Origin of the sequence: Mucilaginibacter robiniae (assembly GCF_012849215.1) — a bacterium.
Lineage (GTDB): Bacteria > Bacteroidota > Bacteroidia > Sphingobacteriales > Sphingobacteriaceae > Mucilaginibacter > Mucilaginibacter robiniae.
Window position 1 is genome coordinate 85,595 of record NZ_CP051682.1, and the last position, 22,731, is coordinate 108,325.

Here is a 22,731-nt window from a genome sequence, read left to right on the forward strand (position 1 = left end):
AAGCCTTAAGTCTTTATTGAATTATTTTGTTACTCTTGTTTAAGCCAGCAGTTAGTGCCGTCGCTTTGACAATACAGCCCTACAACGTTATGAGTGGTACACCTTATTTGAATGGATGTGTCACAAATAGTCTTTCCTCCGCATTGAGCACTTTCTTTAACCTCTGTACGCACATGATAATAACTGCCCAACGTATACTGACCAGCAGCAAACATCCGGCTAGAGGTACCATTAATACACCCCCAGTCTAAATGTTGAGTTTTAGCGACATCATATATCGTAATCCATATGCTTTGCGATGCATTATTTATAATTTCAATTGTTTCTGCCATGTTGCCTTAATTTTTTAATATTACGTTAACTTGAGAGCACTCCTTATCAGTCTCATGAGTTTTTGACATCCCAATAGAAATTACCATCTCCTTGGTTTAGCGAAAAATAATTCTCATCACCATCAACCATAAAAAACTTAGCTTCCGTGTCGTAGATGTTATTGAGATTACTACAATCCGTGTTGCCAAGTGGCTTTACTTCACCACGAACTTTGTCTCTTTCAGCCAAGTAATTCCGAGTAAAATTACTTTGTGTAAGTGTTGTACTATTATTTGGCGGAACGCAAGTTGCAGATAGCTGATTGCCTGCTGATCCATAAATTGTCACCCAAGCATAATTGGGAGTCTTATTATAAATAGTTACTGAATTCATAATTAACTTTTGGTTTAATAGATTTTATTTAAGTCAAATTTAATCTACAAACCCATATTCGTCAATCACCCAAATTGGGTGAGATTGCTTAATGGTTAATCTTGAGAAACAATGAGAGATTATAGTAGTTGTAAAGCTGATAAAATTATGATCTTTTCAAATTCAATATCTACTTAATAAAAAAAGCTCCCCTAAATTGGGAGCTTTATCTAGTATGTACCTTTTTTATTACAAGGAATAAGCCTTTTGTGCACCCGAAGGGATTCGAACCCCTATCATCAGAACCGGAATCTGACATTCTATCCATTGAACTACGGGTGCTGGTATTTTGCCTGCAAATATATTGTTTAGAGGCATAAATACAGAATGTAGAAATAATAAAATTTAGTACCTGGTTTATTGTGCCTTAACCTTCAATTTTGTATGCTACTTCTTTTTTAATTATACATTGAATCTGAAGTGCATGATATCACCATCAGCTACCACATAGGTTTTACCTTCCACGCTTAATTTACCGGCTTCTTTACAAGCGTTTTCTGAACCATATTTCACAAAGTCCTCATACTTGATTACCTCAGCACGGATAAAACCTTTTTCAAAATCGGTATGGATAACGCCGGCAGCCTGCGGTGCTGTAAAACCTTCTGTAATAGTCCAGGCACGTACTTCCTGAACCCCAGCCGTAAAGTAGGTAGCCAGATTCAAAAGGTGATAAGCTGCTTTAATCAGCTTATTTACACCAGATTCTTCTAAGCCTAAATCATCCAGGAACATCTGGCGTTCTTCATAAGTTTCCAGTTGAGCAATCTCCGATTCAATTTGTGCCGAAATAATCAGCACTTCGGCATTTTCTTCTTTTACGGCATCGCGCACACGTTCCACATAAGCGTTTCCGGTATTTACTGCACTTTCGTCTACATTACAAACATACAGTACCGGTTTTGCGGTAAGCAGCCATAAGTCAGCTATGTGTTCTTTATCTTCTTCACTCACAGCAGCCGTACGTGCCGATTTGCCGCTCATCAAGTGCTCACGGTAAATAGTGAGTACCTCAAATGCTTTCTTAGCATCTTTATCACCACCGGTTTTGGCAGCTTTCTCTACTTTCTGTATTTTCTTTTCAACTGACTCCAGGTCTTTCAGTTGTAACTCGGTATCAATTATTTCTTTATCCCGTATAGGGTCAACCGAGCCATCTACGTGTATTACATTGTCGTTATCAAAACAACGCAGCACATGGATAATAGCATTAGTAGCACGTATATTACCCAAAAACTGGTTACCGAGCCCCTCGCCTTTGCTGGCTCCTTTTACCAAACCTGCAATATCTACTATCTCAATTACATTCGGTACAACACGCTGAGGGTTTACCAGTTCAGCTAATTTAGTTATCCGTTCGTCGGGTACGGTAATTACCCCAACATTTGGCTCGATAGTACAAAACGGAAAGTTAGCTGCCTGAGCCTTCGCGTTTGATAAACAGTTAAAAAGCGTGGATTTGCCTACATTTGGCAAACCTACAATACCACATTGTAAACCCATTATATTTAATTGAGTAGTTATTAAGTTAAGTGGTTAATTGTGTTAAACAGCTAATGAATTTGAGATTGAACAAGCGTGTAATAATGTTTTTACCTGCCTAACTTTCCTAATTCAATCAGCCACTTACCCTTTCACCAAAAATTCCCGCAAAGATAACACAAAATCTGCCTTGAAATTTGAAAAAATAAACGACTTTTGCGGGCGTTAGAAAAACGCATCACTTATTTAATCACATGTAAAACGAGGGCTGACTATGGAAGAAATGGTTGAACAAATAGAACTATTGCTGGAAAACAATCAACATGAAGAGTTGCGCAACTATTTGAACAACCTGAACATATCGGACGTAGAGCAATTAATTGATGAACTACCTGAACATGCCCCTTTATTCATGGAAACCTTATCGCTCAATCGTGCGGTAAATGTTTTTCGTATTCTCGATTTCCCTACTCAAGAACGCCTGCTAAAAAAGTTATCCGGTCCCAAAATTATCGAACTGATTAACGAACTTCCGCCGGATGATCGTACATCCCTGTTTAGTGAAATGCATGGGGATACGGTGAAAAACCTTATTTTACATTTACCCCCTGATGATCGTAAGCAAGCTTTATCATTGCTAGGCTATGAGGAAGACAGTGTAGGCCGATTGATGACTCCTGATTACATTGCTGTAAAAGCAAGCTGGGATGTCGTTAAAGTACTATCACACATCAGGCGTTACGGTAAAAACTCAGAAACCATTGATGTGCTTTATGTGATTGATGATAATGGTGTTTTACTGGATGATATTCGTATTCGTGAAATTTTGTTGGTTGATCCGGCCACAAAAATCAGCGATTTGATGGATAAACGCCTGATTGCATTAAATGTTAATGACCCTCAGGAAGAAGCCATTAACGTTTTCCGGATGAATAACCGGGTGGCTTTGCCTGTTACTGATAAACATGATATTCTGTTGGGTATTGTTACGGTAGATGATATTTTGTGGATTGCCAATGAAGAATATACTGAAGATATTCAGAAAATTGGTGGTACGGAAGCCCTTGATGAGCCCTATCTTGATATTCCATTGTTACGATTGGTTAAAAAGCGGGTTGGTTGGCTGATCATTTTATTTTTAAGCGAAATGCTAACGGCTACGGCTATGGGTTTTTTTGAAGAGCCTATCAAGAAAGCGGTAGTATTAGCTTTGTTTGTGCCCTTAATTATATCAAGTGGCGGCAACAGCGGATCTCAAGCTTCTACCCTGATTATTCAAGCAATGGCTTTAGGCGAAATTACTGTAGCAGATTGGTGGCGAGTAATGCGCCGTGAAATACTTTCCGGATTACTCTTGGGGGTAACTTTAGGTGTAATCGGCTTTTGCCGTATTTACATCTGGACACTGTTTAGCAATATCTATGGCCCTCATTGGTTACAAGTGGGTATTACAGTAGGTATTGCTTTAATAGGTATTGTATTGTGGGGGTCATTAGCAGGTTCCATGTTGCCCCTTTTACTTAAACGATTAGGTTTAGACCCAGCCACCTCTTCGGCTCCCTTCGTAGCCACATTAGTAGATGTAACCGGACTTATTATCTACTTTACTGTTGCCGTATCTATTATGCATATTTAGCATTGCTGCAATTAATAATCATATACAAGCTTTTATATTGAAAATAAAAAAGCCCCGTCTGGTTAAGACGGGGCTTTGCTTCTGAATTCTAGGTTTATAAATTAGAAAGAAAAGTCCTCTTCAGCACCAGCAACGCCGGCTGCTTTGGTTATTTCTGATAACTCGTTATACTCGTAACGTTTTTCAGTTACTTCCTGATGGTCTTTGATATAATCTACCGTGTCTTTTAAACCTTCGGCAAATTTTTCAAAGTCTTCTTTATATAAAAAGATTTTGTGTTTCACGAAAGACCCATCTTCCAAACGCTTCTTACTCTCTGTAATCGTGATGTAATAGTCGTTTGAACGTGTGGCTTTTACATCAAAAAAATAAGTTCTTTTCCCGGCTCTTACCTTCTTCGAAAAAACTTCATCCCGCTCTCTATTATCAAAATCTCCCATATAAAGTGTATTGTTTTAGTTTGATTGCATAAATATAGACAATTTTCAATATTGACAATAACAATTTTACTAATGTGGAAAATATTTTTAACTGTTAATAATATATTAACATGTTTAATATACATCAAATAAATATATGTTCTATAAACTACGATATGGCTTAGTTCATTTGGTAGTTTATAGAAAGAATTTTACATACATTTTCTTCAATGCTAGATGATAGACTTACTTACCCTGCACTCTCCTGCTCTTCCAATAATTGCTTTTCGTAAAGCTCAAAGTAAACGCCTTTTTGTTGCATCAGGTCTTCATGGTTACCTTGTTCCACAATACAACCTTCATCCATCACCAAAATTTTATCGGCATTTCGAATAGTTGAAATACGGTGAGCAATAATAATACTGGTTTTATCTTTCATTAACCGACCCAAGTTACTCAAGATCTCTTCCTCTGTACGGGTATCTACGGCTGAAAGGCAATCATCAAAAATTAATATTTGAGGTTCCTTAATAATAGCCCGGGCAATAGATACGCGTTGTTTTTGCCCGCCCGATAATGTAATCCCTCTTTCGCCAATCAGCGTTGCAAAGCTATCTTCCAGTTCTATAATATTGTTATACACCGCGGCATCTTTAGCAGCCTGCTCAACTTTAGCCATATCCAGTACATCAGCGCTAAAAGCAATATTGTTAGCAATGGTATCTGAAAACAAGAAAACTTCCTGCGGTACAAAACCTACTTGTGAACGATAGCTGTTCAAGTTTATTTGCTTTAACGGAGTATTGTCAATCAAGATTTCTCCTTGCGTACAATCGTACATCCTCATAATCAGGTTAGCAATAGTTGATTTACCAGAACCTGTACGTCCAATTATCGCCACCATCTGCCCTGCTTCAGCTTGAAAAGACACATTTTGTAAGGCTTTAATCCCGGTATCCGGATAAGTAAAGCTTACCTTATTAAAGGTAATGCCACCAGCAATAGCCTGCGGCTGTACATTAGGTGATTGTATTTCAGGCTGTGCATGCAGAAACTCGTTAATTCGTTTTTGTGATGCTGCCGCACGTTGTACCAACGAAGTTACCCACCCTAATGACATTACCGGAAACATCAACTGATTCAGATACACCACAAACTCGGCGATATTACCCGAGGTGATGTTACCTTTCATGACCTCTATACCACCAATATAGATAATCAGCACATTACTTAATCCTACCAGCAGTAGCATCATCGGATAAAACAAAGCTTGTACCTTTACCAACGCCATAGATTGGGTTTTGTAATCTTCACTCTCAACAGCAAACTCCTGGCTAACGAAAGCTTCCCGTACATACGATTTGATTACACGGATACCTGATATGTTTTCCTGCACAAAGCTGGAAAGAGAAGATAACCTTTCCTGTATGCGCTCGCTGCGCTGGTTGATAATATTATTTACATAATAGATGCTCAGTACAAGCACAGGCATAGGTAGTAAAGAAAAAAAGGCCAAACGGGTATTAACGCTCAGCATGGCGTAAACCGTTAACACAAAAAGTACTATCGTGTTAATAGAATACATAATACCAGGCCCCAAATACATACGCACGCGGCTTACGTCTTCCGTAACTCGGTTCATTAAATCCCCGGTATTGTTACGCCGGTAAAAGGCTAATGATAACTCCTGATAATGTTGATAAATTTCATTTTTCAAATCGTACTCAATGTGCCGCGACATTAAAATGATGGTTTGGCGCATGAAAAACAAAAACAAACCACGCAACAAAGAAAGTACCAGTACTAATACGCCGAAAAGCAACAGACTGGAACCAAAAATTTCGTATATAACAGTTTGACGGCTAAAACCTGCATACAGGTGATAAATTTGAATATTCTCAGCCACCAAATCAAAAGCGACCCGGATAACCTGTGCAGGCAGCACACCAAAAATATTGGAGATAACGACAAACAATACACCCGGTATAAGCCGCCAGCGATATTTATAAAAAAACTTATTTAGGTAAGCCAGACTTTTCATATTCAATAGCAACAAAGATAGAGTAATTATACAGGTTTACAGTCTTGCTTCGGCAACATGCGGTATGGCAAAGCTGTTTGTTAAAATGTTACTTCTTTTGGTATTGAGTGGAAAAGTAAAAATGTTACTTTTGCAGCGCATTGAGCAAAACATTATTTATTCTGCTTTCATAGTACAACATTGTTTGTTAAGCTAAATATGGCATAATCAACTTTGTTTTACCACGCAAGCTATGAATTAGTAATTATTTGAACAAATCATACTAGTTGCTGTTAACTAGGCAAAAATCAACAGCATTGATTGAAATTTTTACTGCGCATCCTAAAATCGTTCTTGTAAATGTTAAACAGAAGACACCTCAGGGTTAAAGTATTGCAAGCTTTATACGCCTATCATCAAACAGACCAAAAAGATGTAAAACTGCACGAAAAGAATTTACTGCAGAACATTGATAAGGTATATGAGATGTACATCTGGATGCTATCGCTGATTGATGAGGTAATCCACTACGCTCATAATGATGCAGCCGAGAGAGCCAACAAACACCTACCTACTGCTGAAGATTTAAACCCTAATCTTAAAATTATTGAGAACCGGTTTATTACTTCGCTACATGCCAACAAAGAGTACAACCTGGCTATCAAGAAATACAAAGTATCTTGGGATTTTGATCCGGAACTAGCTAAAACATTATTTACAGCACTCAAAAACTCTGATGATTACAAAGCATATCTAAAAAAAACAGATGATACTTTGCAAACCGATAAAGACATTATCAAATACATCTTTAAGAAGGTGATTTTGAAATCATCTCTGGCCGAACAAGTTTTTGAAGATAAATTTATTTTCTGGCCGGTTGATAAAGATGTGCTACAAGCTTTAATTGCCAAAACGTTCAAAAACTTTTCGCACGATAACCCGCAAGAAAATAAACTTGCTGAAATTACCGGCAATTGGGTTGAAGACCGGGATTTTATTGTAAATCTGTTTGAACAAGCTATACGGCATGACGGAGAATATCAGGAATTAATTAGCAATAAAACCCAGAACTGGGAACCTGAACGTATTGCTATGATGGATACTTTGCTGATGAAGATGGCCATTACAGAATTTATTAACTTTACCTCTATTCCGGTTAAAGTTACCATTAATGAGTATCTTGAAATTGCAAAGGAATTTAGTACACCTAAAAGTAATTCTTTCATCAACGGTATATTAGATAAAATCCTTTTTGAATTGAAAGAACAGCATAAAATACGGAAAACGGGCCGTGGCTTAATTGAATAAAAATGAGAAATCTGATTGTAATTGCTTTACTGGCCGGCACGTTGGCGGCTTGTCAATCATCCACTACTAACCAGCAAAACGGTGGTGACTCTGCATCAACTTCTGCTTCCACAAAAGTTAATCCGGCTTTAGCTCCGGTTATTAAATTTGAACATGAGGTACATGATTTTGGCAAAATTAAACAAGGTGATAAAGTAACTTATGCTTTTGATTTTACCAATAATGGAAAATCACCTTTAATTATTACTGATGCGGTGGCTACCTGCGGCTGTACCAGACCTGAATGGCCAAAGGAACCTACAAAACCTGGCGACAAAGGCACCATTAAGGTAACTTTTAATAGCATTGGTAAAACCGGCCAGCAAGATAAAATGATCACGGTAACGGCTAACACTATACCAGCACAAAGCATGGTACATTTAACCGGTGAAGTAATTGACCCTAACAAAAAATAACTTTTATAATGACAGCAACTATTTTATTGCAGGCAGCAGGCGGCGGTATTCTCGGCAGCGGTATTGTACCGATGATTCTGATTATCGTGGTATTTTATTTTTTCATGATTCGTCCGCAGGTAAAAAAGCAAAAGGATCAGAAAAAATATGTGGATGAATTAAAAAGAGGAGACAAAGTTGTTACCACTTCAGGCATACACGGCCGTGTAGCTGAAGTATTTGAAAAGCATTTTGTAATCGAGATTGATAAAGGTGTAAATGTAAAGTTTGATAAATCGGCCATTTCACTAGATGCATCAAAAGCATTAAACACTACCACCACCTCTGTTGAAACTAAAGCTTAACTAACGCTACAATATTCAGCTGAAATGCCGTTCCGTTTGCAACTTACGGAGCGGCATTTTACTTTTACTCATCCTTGTAAAAAATTATGGCACTGGTAAAACTATCTGCATCTGAACGCAGGCGGCTCACCGCTTTTATTACCTGCCTGCTGGTAGCTATGGTGGCTTGGGTATTTGCTACCCTATCCAGTACTTATAACTTCACCTCGAAAAAAGTTATCAGCTTTAAAAACACACCACTGAAAAGAGCGTTTCGGTCTCTGCAGTCAGATACCGCTATTGTAACCGTACAAGGGAATGGCTGGCAAATGTTACTTTCAAAAATAAGCCCCGACATACAGCCCGTGTATGTTGACCTGCATACCCTAGAGCATAGCAATTATATTGCACTAAATACTCAATTGGCTCAAATCAATACGCAGCACAACCAAAATGAAAAGGTTATAGCAATTGATCCAGACACGCTGTATTTTGATTTTACGAATCGCTTGAGTAAAAAAGTTCCGGTACAGCCTGTTTTAAACATTAAGTATCAGTCACAATATAAAAATTCGAGCAGAATAGTTGTTAAACCAGCTTACATTATTTTAAATGGGCCAACTAATTTGATTGATAAAATTACCAGTTGGAAAACAGATACCTTGAAACTACAGAATATTAGTAATACAATAGATGCTAATATAAATTTGCAAGCGACCAAAGAAGCCAATATTAATTTTTACCCGAAGACTGTTCAGGTTCATATTCCCGTTGAGGAGTTTACAGAAAAGGTTCTAAGCGTACCCGTCAAGATCATTAACAATCAGCATTACGATAATATAAAAGTCTTTCCGCAAAGAGTTAAAGTAACATTTACCACGCCGCTAAGTCGCTATGCTGAAATAGATGAAGATTTTTTTGAAGCCACCGCAGATTTAAACTTTTATCTGCAATATGGCTATAGTGTGCTTCCTGTTAAAATAACACATGCGCCTGCCTACTGTAACATTGTAAGCATTGAACCGCAAAACATTGATTTTTTAATTAAAAAATAATATGCTAAAAATTGGCATAACAGGGAATATAGGTAGTGGAAAAACCACCGTTAGTAAAGTTTTTGAACTGCTTGGCATACCTGTATTCTATGCAGATGTACATGCCAAAAACGTGATGACTGCCGATCCAGAACTTATAGCCTCACTTATGCAAACATTTGGTTCTGCAGCCTACCTGCCTGATGGCAGTTTAAACCGAAAATATATAGCAGGCATTGTATTTAATAATGAGGTAGAGCTACAAAAACTGAATGCTCTGGTACATCCTGCCGTATTTAGGGCATTTGATAGCTGGGCTTCACAGCAAAACCAAGCACCATATCTATTGAAGGAAGCCGCTTTGCTTTTTGAAAGTGGTTCAAACCAAGCTTGCGATTTTACGATAGTAGTAACAGCCCCCACAACAATGCGCATCAACCGGGTTATGCAGCGTGATCGGATTAGCGAAACAGAAGCAGAAAGCCGTAATGCTAAACAAATGCAGGAGGATGACAAAATAAAATTAGCTAATTTCACTATTTGTAATGATAACTCAAAGCTTGTTATTCCGCAGGTACTAGCATTACATGAACAGTTTTTAGCTAAAGCTAGTACCCTATCATGATTTTAGACGACTTCCTGGTATTTGATGATCATGGATTATACTGCCGTTACGGTGATTTCTACTTAGATCCACAGCAACCTGTTCAACACGCAGTTATCTCGCATGCGCATGCCGATCATGCTGTGGCTGGTAATCGGCAGGTATATTGCACGCCGGCTACAGCACGTTTTATGCAACTGCGTTACAGTAAAAACGCTGGTGGCCAGTTTCATTTATATAAATGGCATCAATCATTTACAATAGGCGCAGTAAAAATTTTCTTTATACCTGCTGGCCATATACTAGGCTCGGCTCAGGTTGTTATGCATTATGAGGGTATTACTTATTTATACACCGGTGACTACAAGCTACAGCCAGACTCTACCTGCGAACCTATTGAATGGATAAAAGCAGATGTACTAATTACCGAAAGTACTTTTGGCAATCCTGCTATCAAACACCCCGACCCTGTTGAAGAGATAAAAAAGCTAAAGGAAATTGAGAGTAACATTTTATTAGGTGCATATGGATTAGGCAAAGCTCAACGTTTGATTAAACTAATCAGTGAATATGCTCCAAACAAGAAAGTACTTGTACATCATCGTATTGCACCTATAAATACAATTTATGAACAATTAGGCTATGCTGTAGGTAACTACCAAATGTATAACCGAAAACTCATGAAAACACAGGATGAGTATGTTTACCTAGTACCTCCTTTTACATTTGACAGTTATTTACGAGCTACTGGTGTGAAGCGTATATTCGCTTCGGGCTGGAAAAATTTACAGGTGAACCAGCAGGATACTTTATTTATATCAGACCATGCTGACTGGGATAATATTTTATATACTGTTGAGCAAGTTTCTCCAAAACAAATTTGGACTCTACATGGTGATGGCAGTCACCTGAAAAGCTATTTTGATAATCAACTAACTGTTAAGGCTCTAAATTAAATGTTGAAAGCAGAAATTGACTATTATATCAATGCGGATGGTAATTATGTATTTACACGCGAGTACCATTTAAAACGAGGTCACTGCTGCAAAAACAAATGTTTGCATTGTCCGTGGAACTTTGGACGGCCTAAATGTGTTAAAGTAATTAAAAAGAAATAAACATATTTGCCTGTTAACCTATATTATAATATATGCAAATCGAGAAAGAAATACAAAGCGATAAATTTGAAGATAGTTATCATAAAGTTGTTATAAATCTTTCTTATACGTATAGCTGGATGGCAAACCAGCTACGCTCCCAATTTGAAAAATACAACCTAACCAGTCAGCAATTTAACGTGCTACGTATATTGCGTGGGCAATACCCGAAACCAGCTACCGTAAATTTGCTTAAAGAACGTATGTTAGATAAAATGTCTGATGCTTCGCGTATTGTTGATCGTCTGGTTCAAAAAGAATTGGTATCACGTTGTACGAACAATCATGATAGGCGTGCAGTAGACATTCGTATCAGTGAAAAAGGATTGGATGTATTAAACCAGATGGACAATTCTTTTAAAACAGCCGATCTCTTAAAAAAGAACATTACAGAGCAGGAAGCAGACCAGCTAAGTAATTTGCTAGATAAACTACGAGGATAAGGCCTTAATTGCTTTAGATATATAATTACAAAAAAGTTAAAAAGGTAAACCTATACCAAAATTGAGCTGCATAAATCGATAAGTTTCATTATGACTGTCTTCGTAAGTGTTTTTAAAACTTCCGGTGTGGAAGAGTTCATCAAAATGCTTTATTAGCACCCACTGGTCGGCACCACTAAATTGTGGGTCTTTTAGCTTAAAGGCTGCATCAAACCTGAAAATAAAGTAACTTAAATCAAACCGTAATCCTGTACCAATACCAATAGCTGTAGATTGAAACAGCTTATCAAACCGGAACTGCCCGCCTGGATTGTCACTGGTTTCGTGCAAACGCCATACGTTACCAAAATCAACGAAAGTGGCACCTTTTAGCTTAGTGCCAAAAAAGTTATCAGCCAGTTTATACCGGTATTCAGCATTACCAATAATTTTAATTTCACCAAACTGATCCAGATACTTTAAACGGTTGCGTGTTGTGCTATCAGGATATACAGCCCGATTAAATTGTCCGGGACCTAAGGTTCGCGGTAACCAAGCACGAATATCATTAGCCCCACCTGCATAATAATTCTTTTCAAAAATTAGCTGATTGCTATTACCGTAAGGTATGCCTATACCTGGGTTTATACGGAATATAAACTGTCGCTCATTTCCACCTAAGTAACGGTAAAAACGTAGATCGACTTCAGCCTTGGCATATTGTGCAAAGGCATATCCAAATAGCGTACGCTGACCTGCTGTATCTCGCTTAGTATTTAAAACTTTACTAATCAAACTTAAGGTATTACCACCAACATCTATAAAGCCTCTGAAATAAGTAAAGTTACCTAAAGTGTTTAGCTTATTGGCATTCAACTGAAAAGTATATTGGCTACTTGCCGTATATACGGTTCGGCCAATCAGGTAGATATAAGAGTAACGATTTTGGCTGAGTAATGTAGATTTAGCTATTGGATCAATAGTTCCGTTAGAAAACTCGATACTTATTGGCGTAAGTGTATGCTGTTTACGAGCTGTTTCCACCCAATCATACGTTAATGAATTGATAAAACTGCGGCGTTCTACCAAGCCTTTTTGATAAAATAGCTGCAAACTGGATGAAAAAGTAGTATGCGGAACACCATATTTGCCTAAAGTAGGTACATTAAAAGGTGCAATAATGCGCGGATATACTAAGTTAGCTCCTATCTTAAAATCTTGATTTTCGATACTGCCTGCTGTAGCTGTATTGGCATTATCAAATAATACGCTCCAGTTTAACTTAATTTGTAATACCTCTGCCCGTTTAAAAATATTACGATCAGTAAAAGTGTTACCCAAGTTATAACCATACCGACCACTGTTAAACAGAAACTCTGCTTCTACCCGATCAGACATTCGCTTTAATGGAATAATATCAATACGGCTGTCCAGTTTCCGATTTACACTATCGGGCAACTTAATATATACAGGATTGGGTACGTTACGGAATACATTGAGTTCCGATAAGCGCGATGTAGTTAATGATTGCTGATCAATATTATAAAGGTCTCCTTTTCTCTGAAACACATAACGCGTAACCGATTCAGGATGAAATTTATGGGAGTAATCAACAAAACGAAATTGTGAATCAACCTGTATAGTATCTGCTTTACCTGTGCTACGCCCAGCGCTATTAGATATAGTAATCAGTGTGTTGTTGATTTTGTAAGTAGGATGATGTGCCTTACCGTCTGGGTTATCGATAACTGTCTTGATATCTACTACTTTATTGTTAAAGGTAGAATCATAGTTATAGTTAATGTATTGACGATAAAAATCATAGTACCCGTTACGTTTCATGATTTGATAAAACTCATCACGGTCGTAAGCCAAGCTGTCGGTATCAAAACGGCCACCAGGCTGTACGTGTGAAAAACGTGGTCGGTTAATGCGGTACAACAATCGCACATTGGAGTCGCCTATGCTATCCTGAATACTTCTTATTCTAAAAAGCGGACCTTCATCAGCTGTAAAGGTTAGCTTAGCTTTTTTCTTTCGTATTTGTATATCACTGCTTACTCTTGCCTTTAAATAACCTTTGTTACGCAGAAAGTGCTCTATCTGCATACGTGAATATTCTACCAGGTTACTATCTAAAATGGATGGTGGTTCGCCAATGTTATTCTTGCCTTTTTTATTGAAAGTGAGATATAATTGCAGGTTGATCCAGTTGTTAGGTTGCTGCTGACGATCAACATAGGTTAAAGCTTGTTCAGAAAATTCTTTGTCTACATTCTGCAATTTTAACTTGCGCACCAGTGCCTGGTTATCATCCAGCCGGCGTGTTAAGCTACAACTGCTTACCAGTAAGAGGAAAAGAATACTTAATATTGTAAGGCCATTTAACGTAGTACCCAGGTATGCTTTCAAAATCTCAGATCAGTTTAATTAAATCCTTACAACATAAAAAGTTTCGCCGCGAACACCAGCTTTTTGTAGTTGAGGGTTATAAATCGGTTGCCGAATTCATCACATCACCATATTCTATTCAAACCCTTTTTTATACACCAGCTATAGCGGCTAAATTGCCTAAAATACCAAAGAAACTAAATTTTCAGGAAATTACAGTAGCTGAATTAGAAAAAATCACTGGCCTCACCACACCTCAAGATGCATTAGCCTTAGTGCAAGTACCTGATTACACACCTGTTGTATTAGAGAATATTAAACAAAAGTTCACCTTAGTACTGGATGGTATACAAGACCCTGGAAACTTAGGCACCATCATCCGTACAGCAGATTGGTTTGGTATTGAAAACATCATCTGCTCTACCGATACTGTTGATGCTTACAACCCTAAAGTAGTGCAGGCTACTATGGGCTCGTTGGCACGTGTTAAAGTGCATTATACCACTTTGACAGATTTGTTGACCACATTGCCACTTCCAATTTATGGTGCATTACTGAATGGTAAAAATATTTATACTACAAATTTTGGCGAAGAAGGGCTAATTGTAATGGGCAACGAAGGCAATGGATTGCGACCTGATATTGAACAACTTATTAGCGAAGCTATCACAATTCCGCGTGTGGGAAACGCGGAATCTTTAAATGTGGGGATCGCTACAGCGCTATTTTGTTCAGAACTTAACAGAAAAAGGTACAAATAAATGTTGCTGGTGAAATATTAATTATTATTTTTGCACTCCATTTAAAACGAATGGTCGGGTGGCCGAGTGGCTAGGCAGAGGTCTGCAAAACCTTCTACAGCGGTTCGAATCCGCTCTCGACCTCACAGGATTTACGATTAAATAAAATTTGCCATGGGCGTTACACGTTTAAAAAGAAAAGACAGAAGAAACAAAACTGTTTCTCGTTTAGAAGTACAACACTTAAAACTGGCTACTAACCTGGAACCAGGCAGCCGCTCAAAAGAATCTAAAAATAGCCAAATTGCTAAAAACAACGAAGTTTTAGCTAATTTGACCAAGTAATTATCAGGCTTCTGCCCCAATTACCTACTACATTTAATTAAAAATAGCAAACTTGTTCAGCAAGTATTTTAGCTTACCATATTAAAAATCCTGTCAGTTTATACTGACAGGATTTTTTTATTGATGCGACCAATTAGCCCTGGTCCCTCATAAATAAAGCCGGTGTATAGTTGTATAAGCGCAGCTCCAGCTTGTAATTTCTCTAAGGCATCTTCAGGAGAGTGTACGCCACCTACTCCAATAATCGGAAAAGCTCCATTTGATTTTTGATTAAGGTATCTGATTACTTCTGTAGAACGAGTGGTTAAAGGCTTGCCACTTAATCCTCCGGTTTCAGTAACTACACTCCCGTTGGTTTGCAAACTTTCGCGGTTTATTGTAGTATTAGTAGCAATCAGGCCAGCTATTCCGGTTTGCAGCACAATATCAACAATATCATCTAACTGCTCATTGGTCAAATCTGGTGCTATCTTCAATAATATAGGTCTGCTTTTGCCATTCTTATTATTTCGCTGTTGCAGTGTATTCAAGATGTGCATGAGTGGTTCCTTTTCCTGCAACGCTCTTAAGCCGGGCGTATTAGGCGAACTAACGTTTACTACAAAGTAATCTACCACATCAAATAAGCAATCAAAACATTTAATGTAGTCGTTTACGGCATCTTCATTAGACGTATTCTTATTTTTACCAATATTACCACCTATCATTATTCCTTGCTGCTCCGATTGTTGGGTTTTACGATAAGCTTTAATACGTGCAGCTAATACTTCAGCCCCCTGATTGTTAAATCCCATCCGATTAATCAAAGCTCCATCAGTAGGCAACCGGAACATGCGAGGCTTAGGATTACCAGGTTGAGGTAAAGGCGTCACTGTTCCTACTTCCACAAAGCCAAAACCTAAGTTAGCCATTTCAGCTATCAGTTCACCATTTTTATCAAAGCCAGCAGCTAACCCTACCGGGTTTTTGAATTTTAATCCAAATACCTCGCGAGTTAATCTCTTATCTTCAACATTCCAAGCAGTTCTGGTTAGTGCAGTAGCACCGGGAACATGATTAGCTAGCTTTAAGCCGGCAGTAACGAAATGATGAACTTTCTCAGGATCAAACTTGAATAGTATAGGCTTTATTAAAGAATACATGAGGCGAAGTTAGAAGTTTATTCCTTGAATTTGTAGCTTTGGTAACAACAAGTACCTACAAAACCAATTTACCTATATTATGCTTAACCGCCGCAAATTTATCCAGAGCTCAGCTATTGCAACACTGGCTACCGTTTCCATCCCAGACATTGTTAATGCTGCAGCAACAGCACTCCCAGCCAAAAAAGTTTCTTTAACTGTTAACGATACTATTCTTTTTCAAGGAGATTCGATAACAGATTGGGGACGTAACAAAACAGATGCTAATTTTAATACATCTTCGGCCTTAGGATCGGGCTACGCGCTTTTAACGGCCTCGCAGTTGTTACTTAACAACCCAACTAAAAACCTGCACATTTATAATAAAGGTATTAGCGGTAATAAAGTATATCAATTGGCAGACCGTTGGGAAGCTGATTGTTTAGCTATAAAACCTAACGTGCTTAGTGTTCTGGTTGGGGTAAATGATTTTTGGCATACCTTATCCAACGGATATAAAGGTACAGTAGAAACTTACCGCAATGATTACAAAGCTTTGCTAACCCGCACCAAACAAGCCCTGCCCAATGTAAAATTGATTATAGGCGAACCGTTTGCGGTTAAAGGCGTGAAAGCTGTTGATGAAAGATGGTATCCTACCTTTGACAACTACCGACAGGCTGCTCGTGAAATAGCTACGGAGTTTGATGCTGTATTTATACCTTACCAAAGCCTATTTAACGAAGCTTTGAAAGCAGCTCCAGGCTCTTACTGGACTACTGATGGTGTACACCCGAGTGTAGCAGGAGAAGCTTTAATGGCTCAAGCTTGGCTGAAAGCAGTGAAATGAGTTGGTAACAAATTCTCTCACATATCTCACGTTCTGCTTAGTAACAAGCACGATCTGACTTATGAGTTCAATATATTTTTATTTGTAACATTTATAATACAATATATATATTGGACTCATAAAATATTGTAGATGAGTATACTTTACCGTACCAGACTTTTTTTTCTATTTGCCTGTCTTTATAACTGCTGTATATCTTGCAAAAAAATTTCGGAAATTGATTCAACCACTAAGCATGATAGCACACTTAATGCTATTACAAACCCTATTCCCTTAAAAGTATCCAGTAAACTAAAAACAATTGTTGTAGTTGGTTCATCTACAGCAGCAGGCTACGGAGCCAGTTCTATTGATTCAAGCTGGGTAAACAGGCTAAACAGCCAGTTACTTAATAGTAAAAAAGCAAGAATAATTAATTTAGGTGTTGGTGGTTTCAGTACTTACAATGTCATGCCCACCAATTTTATACCCGGACCATCCAGAGCCTACCCTGCTGTAAATAATAACATTACTCAAGCATTAAGCTATCATCCGGATATGGTTATTATTAACTTACCGACTAACGATATTGCTTATGATTATAGCGATACTGAAATCATGAACAATTTCAAATTGATGGCTTCATTATTAGATTCCTCTAAAGTGGCTTATATTATTACAGGTACTCAGCCTAGAAACTTTTCTTCACTACAAACCAGAAAACGGTTAAAAACTGTAGATGATGAACTAAATGCTGCTTTTCCAAACCATGTAAATGATTATTTGAATCAGTTAAGTGATGACACCTGGAACATTAAACCGGATTTCAATTCTGGCGATGGCGTTCATGTGAATAATAAAGGTCATAAAATTATTTATCAATCCTTCATAACATTCCCACTGCTTCTAAAACTAATAAACCTCTAGTAATTAGGGGTACTATATTTTTAGTTACCTAGCTTTAAGTAAGCCAAATTATATCGCAACAAAAATTTCACAAACACTACAGTTGTAAGGTAGCTGACAAAAAAAGACGCTATGGCTAGTGGTACATAAACAAGAGCTTTGTAAGTATAAATTTGAACCCCCAAGTACTGATCGGCCCATATAATTAACTTAGGGAAAACGTAATACATAATGGTTCCATGATAAAGGTAGATACCGTAAGTTTCGGCTCTCGGATTAAAAAAACCAAACTTCGGCGCTTTTGGACATACACGAACCAAAAACATAAACATGCATATAGCATATAGCTGATTTCCTAATCGTAATACGCTAAAAAAGTTAAGCTGGTGCTTATACAAGTAACATGACTCAACACTTGAAATGATATAAGTAGCTATTACTAAACCAAGTAACAACCACGGATTCATCATGTATATTTTTTGTACAAAATTACTTTTCCGGATATATACCCCTAACCAAAGGTAAAATACAAAGGCAAATAAAGCAGACGTGTGGGATAGTTCAAATTGCTTGATGTAAACTGTAGCTATTGAATAGACTAACGTTATTCCGAGCAAAATCAAACCAAAGGAAACCTTATTAACTAATTTGTGAAAACAAAATAGAACACTTAAACAAATCAGATAATTAGGTAGGTACCATAAATGACTTGATAAAAAGCAGAAGTGCAGAATACCACCTACCGTTTTGAGTTGATCTTGATCATGATGCAGTAGAAAAACCCTGATGAAAACTATTGAAAAAAGAATGATAAATGCAACAGCGTAAGGCTTTAAGGTTGTTGTTAAACGCCGTATAAAATAGTTTTTAGGGCTATCATGATCTATTTTAGAACCAAGTAAAAACCCTGAAATAATGAAAAAGCATAGTACAGAAAACTTAAATATCTGGTAAAAATAAATGCAGATGTTTGCATGATCTACCTTGGGCAGTGGATCAATTTCATACGGTGAAAATACTTTGTTATGAGCCCAAACAATGCCCATCATCGACAAAAACCGTATTAAGTTGATAAATGGATATTCCTGACGTCTGCTTTCAACAGGCGTTGAAATTTTAATTGGGTTTGGTTTAAGTTTAGGTAAAGTAGTACCAGCGTATTCTAATATCATCAATGCCTTCCAAGTAATAGTTGTTTAACTATGAGCTAGCTACGTTTTTATCAGTGCATGCACCGATAGAAGTTATTGTATATAAGCATCGGCGATTATTACAGATCATCTTTATGCAAACCCAGTATACATTTTGCAACATGGAAGATTATCGATGTTAATTGTGATGTTTATATGTTACCGCAAAGTTAAAATTTCTCATTAAATTCGCAAATTTTCTCACTTTATTCACAATAAATATGTGAAGTAATTCATTTCACAACTTCACATCAAGGCCGATAGCACTTAATAGTCAGCGCTCTTTAATTTTTAAACCTTCATTTTAAGCAGCCTACATGGTTTCGTATATTTGTAGATAAATGATTGCGATAAATAACCTTACGTTCGAGATTGGTGCGCGTGCACTGTATGATGAAGCTAACTGGCACATTAAACCCGGAGAAAAAATTGGCCTTATTGGTGCTAATGGAACTGGCAAAACTACTTTGCTGAAACTGATTGTGGGGGATTATAAACCTACTTCAGGTACTATATCTAAATCAAAGGAACTGACTATTGGTTATTTAAATCAGGATTTGCTTTCTTACGCTTCCGATAAGTCTATTCTGCACGTGGCTATGGAAGCTTTTGATCGTCAAAATCAATTGCACACTGAGATTGAAACTTTACTGAAAAAGTTAGAAACTGATTACAGTGAAGATTTGCTTAACAAACTCAGTGACAAGCAACAGGAATTTGAAGCTTTAGATGGCTACAATATTGAGTACAAAGCTCACGAAATTTTAGCAGGCTTAGGCTTTAGTGATGTTGACCAGGAACGCAAACTAAGTACCTTCTCAGGTGGGTGGCGTATGCGGGTAATGCTGGCTAAAATTCTGTTACAAGCACCAGATATTCTACTGCTGGATGAGCCTACCAACCACTTGGATTTACCTTCTATTCAATGGCTGGAAGATTACCTGAAAAACTTTGAAGGCGCTATCGTTATCGTATCTCACGACCGTTGGTTTTTAGATAAAGTAATTAACCGAACTGTTGAATCCCGTAAAGGTAAATTAACTGTTTACGCCGGCAATTACACTTTCTACCTGGAAGAAAAATCTCTGCGTGAAGAAATTCAACGTGGTGAGTTTAAAAACCAGCAGGCAAAAATTAAGCAGGAAGAGCGCTTAATTGAGCGCTTCCGTGCTAAAGCATCTAAAGCTAAAATGGCGCAATCACGCATCAAGATGCTGGATAAGATGGAGCGTGTAGATGATGTGGATGATGATAACCCAAGCGTAAACTTTAACTTCAAATTTACCAAGCAATCAGGCCGCCACGTAATCAACATTGAAAATTTAGGTAAAAGCTATCCAAACCTGGAAATACTTGATCATGCTAATGCAGTCATTGAAAAAGGCGATAAAATTGCGTTGATTGGTGCTAACGGCCGTGGTAAGTCAACCTTGCTGCGCATTATTGCAGGTGCTGATAAGACTTTCACCGGCAAATCCGACACGGGTTATAACGTAACTCAAACTTTCTTCGCACAGCACCAACTGGAATCTTTGCACCTGGAAAGTGAAATACTACAAGAGTTACAAACTTTTGCCCCTAAACATACCGATACTGAACTGCGTTCCATACTAGGTTCATTCTTGTTTACCGGCGATGATGTGTTTAAAAAGATCAAGGTGCTTTCGGGTGGTGAAAAATCAAGGGTTGCTTTAGCTAAAGCCTTAACGGCTGATGCTAACTTTTTGATACTGGATGAGCCTACCAACCACTTGGACATGCAGTCAGTAAACATTCTGATCCAAGCTTTACAGCAGTATGAAGGCACTTTTATTGCCGTATCACACGACCGTTACTTCCTGGATAATATCGCTAACAAGATATGGTACATTGAAGACCATAAAATAAAAGAGTACCCTGGCACTTACGCCGAGTATGAGGAATGGCAAAATAAACGCAAGTTACAGCCGAAAACTGCAGCTCCGGCACCTCAGCCTAAAAAGGAAGAAAAGAAACCTGTTGTTCAGCAGCCTACCGAGGATAAATCCAAACAGTTGAAAAAACTAAATCAGGATTTAGGTCGGATGGAGCAGCAAATATCCGATTTAGAGAAAGAAGTAAAACAGCTGGAAACGAAATTGGCTGATGATAGCATTTACAGCAACGCTAACAAGCTCAAAGAAACCAACAGTGCTTATCAGCAAAAACAATCGGCGCTAAAACAGGTACAGCAACAATGGGAAACGCTGGCCGAGCAGATTATGGAACTGGAAGCTTAATTATTTGAATTATGTTTTTGCCGGTAAAGGTATCACAGCAATTGAAGCATTATTATACAAGCTTAAATTATTATAAGTTCTTCATCTTTACTATAACTTGTATAAGCTGCTTAATGCTGCTTTTACCGGCAGCTTTTGCACAAAGCATAACTTATACAGATAATGTTTACCGTGCAAATATCAAAAGTGTACTTTGTTATAATGCAGCTAAAGAAGGATCATTTCCAGCTATTAACCTGCGTTCTAACGATCAAATCTTGTTAAGCTTTGATGACTTGAGTGGACAAAGCCACGATTACTACTACACCGTTGAGCATTGTGATAACAGTTGGCAGCCTTCTCAGCTATCGCCGGCAGAATACTTACAAAGCTTTCTGGAAGATCGTTTGCTGGATTATCAGTACTCAAGTGGTACGGTGCAGAAATATGTACACTATGAAGTGAAGTTTCCTAACCAAAACATAGCACCTAAGCTATCCGGCAACTACTTATTAAAAGTTTATGAAGACGGCGATCAAAACAAGCCTGTATTAACCCGGCGCATTTACGTAGTTAATCCACAAGCTGGCATTAGCGCCGAGGTTGTACCATCTAACAACGTATCGCTACGTCAAACTAACCAGAAAATAAATTTTAGATTTGACTACGCGGGTATAAACGTAGCCAATCCATACAACGACATTAAAGTGCTCGTGATGCAGAATGGGCATCCCGAAGTTAGTTACCTGAATACGCAACCTACCTTTGTGCAAGGCAGCCAGTTGTTTTATAATGATATCAGCATCAACGATTTTCCAGGTGGCAATGAGTTCCGGCATTTTGATACTCGCACGCTCAAGTTAAACTCAGAACGTGTTGCGCGTATTTTCAAAGATACTGCAAATGCTGTATTGTTATTAACAGATGTAAGCCGAAACAAAAATGGGTATCTACTTGAATACGACAATGATGGAAACTACTTTATTGGTAATCAAGATGGTCGTGATGCTCGTATTGATGCTGATTATGCACGCATGTACTTTAGCTTTGCTGCCGAACAAGTTCCTGCCAATGGTTCGCTTTATGTAGTAGGTAAGTTTAATAATTACGCACTAAATGCAAGTAATCGTTTTACGTACGATGATACTCGTAATCGTTATTACTTAAACACCTTGCTTAAACAAGGCGTTTACGACTACCAATATGTTTGGGTACCTAACACTACCTCCCACCCTGATTATGTAACTTTGGAAGGCAGCTACTTTGAAACCGAAAATGATTATCAGCTTCTGGTTTATTATCGGCCAGTAGGCGCTCGCTGGGAAGAACTAATTGGTTTTAAAACTATAAACACGATTAAGCGCTAGG

The 22,731-nt window shown here is 37.9% G+C and carries 23 protein-coding genes and 2 tRNA genes; 16 read left to right on the forward strand and 9 right to left on the reverse strand.

All coding sequences use genetic code 11. The features are described 5' to 3' along the window. Positions 1–29: 29 nt before the first annotated feature. From HH214_RS00355 to ychF, 4 genes are all read right to left on the reverse strand, one after another. Positions 30–332 carry a hypothetical protein gene (locus HH214_RS00355; RefSeq protein WP_169605447.1) on the reverse strand — a complete coding sequence of 101 codons (303 nt, stop codon included), beginning with the start codon at positions 330–332 and terminating at the stop codon, positions 30–32. A 52-nt stretch (positions 333–384) separates the two neighbouring features. Next, a complete protein-coding gene (locus tag HH214_RS00360; protein ID WP_169605448.1) occupies positions 385–705 on the reverse strand; it encodes a hypothetical protein in 321 nt (106 codons plus the stop codon). Positions 706–954: 249 nt separating this feature from the next. Then, positions 955–1,026: transfer RNA gene (locus HH214_RS00365), tRNA-Arg, on the reverse strand. 120 nt (positions 1,027–1,146) lie between these two features. Then, on the reverse strand, positions 1,147–2,247 hold the full coding sequence (gene ychF / locus HH214_RS00370) for a redox-regulated ATPase YchF (RefSeq protein ID WP_169605449.1): 1,101 nt from the start codon (positions 2,245–2,247) through the stop codon (positions 1,147–1,149). Between the two features lie 253 nt (positions 2,248–2,500). On the opposite strand from ychF, the gene mgtE reads away from it, so the two are divergent. Further along, positions 2,501–3,862, forward strand: a complete 1,362-nt coding sequence (gene mgtE / locus HH214_RS00375) for a magnesium transporter (protein WP_169605450.1) — start codon at positions 2,501–2,503, stop codon at positions 3,860–3,862. A gap of 101 nt (positions 3,863–3,963) precedes the next feature. On the opposite strand, the gene HH214_RS00380 is transcribed toward mgtE, so the two are convergent. Both HH214_RS00380 and HH214_RS00385 read right to left on the reverse strand, forming a co-directional pair. Next, the gene (locus HH214_RS00380) at positions 3,964–4,302 is read right to left on the reverse strand and encodes a DUF3276 family protein (protein ID WP_169605451.1); all 339 of its coding nucleotides are present in this window, start codon (positions 4,300–4,302) and stop codon (positions 3,964–3,966) included. Between the two features lie 229 nt (positions 4,303–4,531). Then, the gene (locus HH214_RS00385) at positions 4,532–6,322 is read right to left on the reverse strand and encodes an ABC transporter ATP-binding protein (protein WP_169605452.1); all 1,791 of its coding nucleotides are present in this window, start codon (positions 6,320–6,322) and stop codon (positions 4,532–4,534) included. Between the two features lie 339 nt (positions 6,323–6,661). Here HH214_RS00385 and nusB point away from each other — a divergent pair, with 339 nt between their 5' ends. From nusB to HH214_RS00425, 8 genes are all read left to right on the forward strand, one after another. Further along, complete coding sequence (gene nusB, locus HH214_RS00390; RefSeq protein WP_169605453.1) at positions 6,662–7,609, forward strand: transcription antitermination factor NusB; 948 nt, start codon at positions 6,662–6,664, stop codon at positions 7,607–7,609. A 2-nt stretch (positions 7,610–7,611) separates the two neighbouring features. Beyond that, positions 7,612–8,064 carry a DUF1573 domain-containing protein gene (locus HH214_RS00395; protein WP_169605454.1) on the forward strand — a complete coding sequence of 151 codons (453 nt, stop codon included), beginning with the start codon at positions 7,612–7,614 and terminating at the stop codon, positions 8,062–8,064. An 8-nt stretch (positions 8,065–8,072) separates the two neighbouring features. Further along, a complete protein-coding gene (gene yajC, locus HH214_RS00400) occupies positions 8,073–8,408 on the forward strand; it encodes a preprotein translocase subunit YajC (protein ID WP_169605455.1) in 336 nt (111 codons plus the stop codon). 86 nt (positions 8,409–8,494) lie between these two features. Beyond that, a complete protein-coding gene (locus HH214_RS00405; RefSeq protein WP_169605456.1) occupies positions 8,495–9,442 on the forward strand; it encodes a YbbR-like domain-containing protein in 948 nt (315 codons plus the stop codon). Between the two features lies 1 nt (position 9,443). Further along, on the forward strand, positions 9,444–10,046 hold the full coding sequence (gene coaE / locus HH214_RS00410) for a dephospho-CoA kinase (RefSeq protein ID WP_169605457.1): 603 nt from the start codon (positions 9,444–9,446) through the stop codon (positions 10,044–10,046). Next, positions 10,043–10,981: an MBL fold metallo-hydrolase gene (locus tag HH214_RS00415; RefSeq protein ID WP_169605458.1), complete on the forward strand. Its 939-nt coding sequence runs from the start codon at positions 10,043–10,045 to the stop codon at positions 10,979–10,981. Before coaE ends, HH214_RS00415 begins: the two co-directional genes overlap by 4 nt. After that, positions 10,982–11,143 (forward strand): DUF5522 domain-containing protein, encoded by a 162-nt coding sequence (locus HH214_RS00420; RefSeq protein WP_169605459.1) that lies wholly within the window; start codon positions 10,982–10,984, stop codon positions 11,141–11,143. 32 nt (positions 11,144–11,175) lie between these two features. Next, a complete protein-coding gene (locus tag HH214_RS00425; RefSeq protein WP_169605460.1) occupies positions 11,176–11,625 on the forward strand; it encodes a MarR family winged helix-turn-helix transcriptional regulator in 450 nt (149 codons plus the stop codon). Between the two features lie 36 nt (positions 11,626–11,661). Here HH214_RS00425 and tamL read toward each other — a convergent pair whose 3' ends face one another. Then, on the reverse strand, positions 11,662–14,016 hold the full coding sequence (tamL, locus tag HH214_RS00430) for a translocation and assembly module lipoprotein TamL (protein ID WP_248282173.1): 2,355 nt from the start codon (positions 14,014–14,016) through the stop codon (positions 11,662–11,664). Between tamL and HH214_RS00435 the strand changes: the two genes are divergently transcribed. The 3 genes from HH214_RS00435 to HH214_RS00445 all read left to right on the forward strand — a co-directional run bounded on the left by HH214_RS00435 (position 14,007) and on the right by HH214_RS00445 (position 15,080). Then, positions 14,007–14,756, forward strand: coding sequence for a TrmH family RNA methyltransferase (locus tag HH214_RS00435; RefSeq protein WP_169605461.1), 750 nt, complete (start codon positions 14,007–14,009; stop codon positions 14,754–14,756). The two genes, tamL and HH214_RS00435, sit on opposite strands and share 10 nt — an antisense overlap. A gap of 52 nt (positions 14,757–14,808) precedes the next feature. Then, a tRNA-Cys gene (locus HH214_RS00440) sits at positions 14,809–14,879 on the forward strand. 30 nt (positions 14,880–14,909) lie between these two features. After that, positions 14,910–15,080 (forward strand): spore protein, encoded by a 171-nt coding sequence (locus HH214_RS00445; RefSeq protein WP_169605462.1) that lies wholly within the window; start codon positions 14,910–14,912, stop codon positions 15,078–15,080. A gap of 98 nt (positions 15,081–15,178) precedes the next feature. On the opposite strand, the gene HH214_RS00450 is transcribed toward HH214_RS00445, so the two are convergent. Continuing rightward, positions 15,179–16,222 (reverse strand): quinone-dependent dihydroorotate dehydrogenase, encoded by a 1,044-nt coding sequence (locus HH214_RS00450; protein WP_169605463.1) that lies wholly within the window; start codon positions 16,220–16,222, stop codon positions 15,179–15,181. 79 nt (positions 16,223–16,301) lie between these two features. On the opposite strand from HH214_RS00450, the gene HH214_RS00455 reads away from it, so the two are divergent. Together HH214_RS00455 and HH214_RS00460 are read left to right on the forward strand one after the other, a co-directional pair. Then, complete coding sequence (locus HH214_RS00455) at positions 16,302–17,051, forward strand: SGNH/GDSL hydrolase family protein (RefSeq protein WP_211166281.1); 750 nt, start codon at positions 16,302–16,304, stop codon at positions 17,049–17,051. 132 nt (positions 17,052–17,183) lie between these two features. Further along, positions 17,184–17,957, forward strand: coding sequence for an SGNH/GDSL hydrolase family protein (locus HH214_RS00460; protein WP_169605464.1), 774 nt, complete (start codon positions 17,184–17,186; stop codon positions 17,955–17,957). A 20-nt stretch (positions 17,958–17,977) separates the two neighbouring features. Here HH214_RS00460 and HH214_RS22275 read toward each other — a convergent pair whose 3' ends face one another. After that, positions 17,978–19,108 carry an acyltransferase family protein gene (locus HH214_RS22275; RefSeq protein WP_169605465.1) on the reverse strand — a complete coding sequence of 377 codons (1,131 nt, stop codon included), beginning with the start codon at positions 19,106–19,108 and terminating at the stop codon, positions 17,978–17,980. A 359-nt stretch (positions 19,109–19,467) separates the two neighbouring features. Between HH214_RS22275 and HH214_RS00470 the strand changes: the two genes are divergently transcribed. Then, positions 19,468–21,384, forward strand: a complete 1,917-nt coding sequence (locus HH214_RS00470; protein ID WP_169605466.1) for an ABC-F family ATP-binding cassette domain-containing protein — start codon at positions 19,468–19,470, stop codon at positions 21,382–21,384. A gap of 113 nt (positions 21,385–21,497) precedes the next feature. Then, on the forward strand, positions 21,498–22,730 hold the full coding sequence (locus HH214_RS00475) for a type IX secretion system plug protein (protein WP_169605467.1): 1,233 nt from the start codon (positions 21,498–21,500) through the stop codon (positions 22,728–22,730). Position 22,731 lies beyond the last annotated feature (1 nt).

Coding starts and splice junctions, on each gene's coding strand:
- HH214_RS00355 (WP_169605447.1), bottom strand. CDS start 332: ATGGCAGAAACAATTGAAATTATAAATAATGCATCGCAAAGCATATGG.
- HH214_RS00360 (WP_169605448.1), bottom strand. CDS start 705: ATGAATTCAGTAACTATTTATAATAAGACTCCCAATTATGCTTGGGTG.
- ychF (WP_169605449.1), bottom strand. CDS start 2,247: ATGGGTTTACAATGTGGTATTGTAGGTTTGCCAAATGTAGGCAAATCC.
- mgtE (WP_169605450.1), top strand. CDS start 2,501: ATGGAAGAAATGGTTGAACAAATAGAACTATTGCTGGAAAACAATCAA.
- HH214_RS00380 (WP_169605451.1), bottom strand. CDS start 4,302: ATGGGAGATTTTGATAATAGAGAGCGGGATGAAGTTTTTTCGAAGAAG.
- HH214_RS00385 (WP_169605452.1), bottom strand. CDS start 6,322: ATGAAAAGTCTGGCTTACCTAAATAAGTTTTTTTATAAATATCGCTGG.
- nusB (WP_169605453.1), top strand. CDS start 6,662: ATGTTAAACAGAAGACACCTCAGGGTTAAAGTATTGCAAGCTTTATAC.
- HH214_RS00395 (WP_169605454.1), top strand. CDS start 7,612: ATGAGAAATCTGATTGTAATTGCTTTACTGGCCGGCACGTTGGCGGCT.
- yajC (WP_169605455.1), top strand. CDS start 8,073: ATGACAGCAACTATTTTATTGCAGGCAGCAGGCGGCGGTATTCTCGGC.
- HH214_RS00405 (WP_169605456.1), top strand. CDS start 8,495: ATGGCACTGGTAAAACTATCTGCATCTGAACGCAGGCGGCTCACCGCT.
- coaE (WP_169605457.1), top strand. CDS start 9,444: ATGCTAAAAATTGGCATAACAGGGAATATAGGTAGTGGAAAAACCACC.
- HH214_RS00415 (WP_169605458.1), top strand. CDS start 10,043: ATGATTTTAGACGACTTCCTGGTATTTGATGATCATGGATTATACTGC.
- HH214_RS00420 (WP_169605459.1), top strand. CDS start 10,982: ATGTTGAAAGCAGAAATTGACTATTATATCAATGCGGATGGTAATTAT.
- HH214_RS00425 (WP_169605460.1), top strand. CDS start 11,176: ATGCAAATCGAGAAAGAAATACAAAGCGATAAATTTGAAGATAGTTAT.
- HH214_RS00435 (WP_169605461.1), top strand. CDS start 14,007: ATGCTTTCAAAATCTCAGATCAGTTTAATTAAATCCTTACAACATAAA.
- HH214_RS00445 (WP_169605462.1), top strand. CDS start 14,910: ATGGGCGTTACACGTTTAAAAAGAAAAGACAGAAGAAACAAAACTGTT.
- HH214_RS00450 (WP_169605463.1), bottom strand. CDS start 16,222: ATGTATTCTTTAATAAAGCCTATACTATTCAAGTTTGATCCTGAGAAA.
- HH214_RS00455 (WP_211166281.1), top strand. CDS start 16,302: ATGCTTAACCGCCGCAAATTTATCCAGAGCTCAGCTATTGCAACACTG.
- HH214_RS00460 (WP_169605464.1), top strand. CDS start 17,184: ATGAGTATACTTTACCGTACCAGACTTTTTTTTCTATTTGCCTGTCTT.
- HH214_RS22275 (WP_169605465.1), bottom strand. CDS start 19,108: ATGATATTAGAATACGCTGGTACTACTTTACCTAAACTTAAACCAAAC.
- HH214_RS00470 (WP_169605466.1), top strand. CDS start 19,468: ATGATTGCGATAAATAACCTTACGTTCGAGATTGGTGCGCGTGCACTG.
- HH214_RS00475 (WP_169605467.1), top strand. CDS start 21,498: ATGCTGCTTTTACCGGCAGCTTTTGCACAAAGCATAACTTATACAGAT.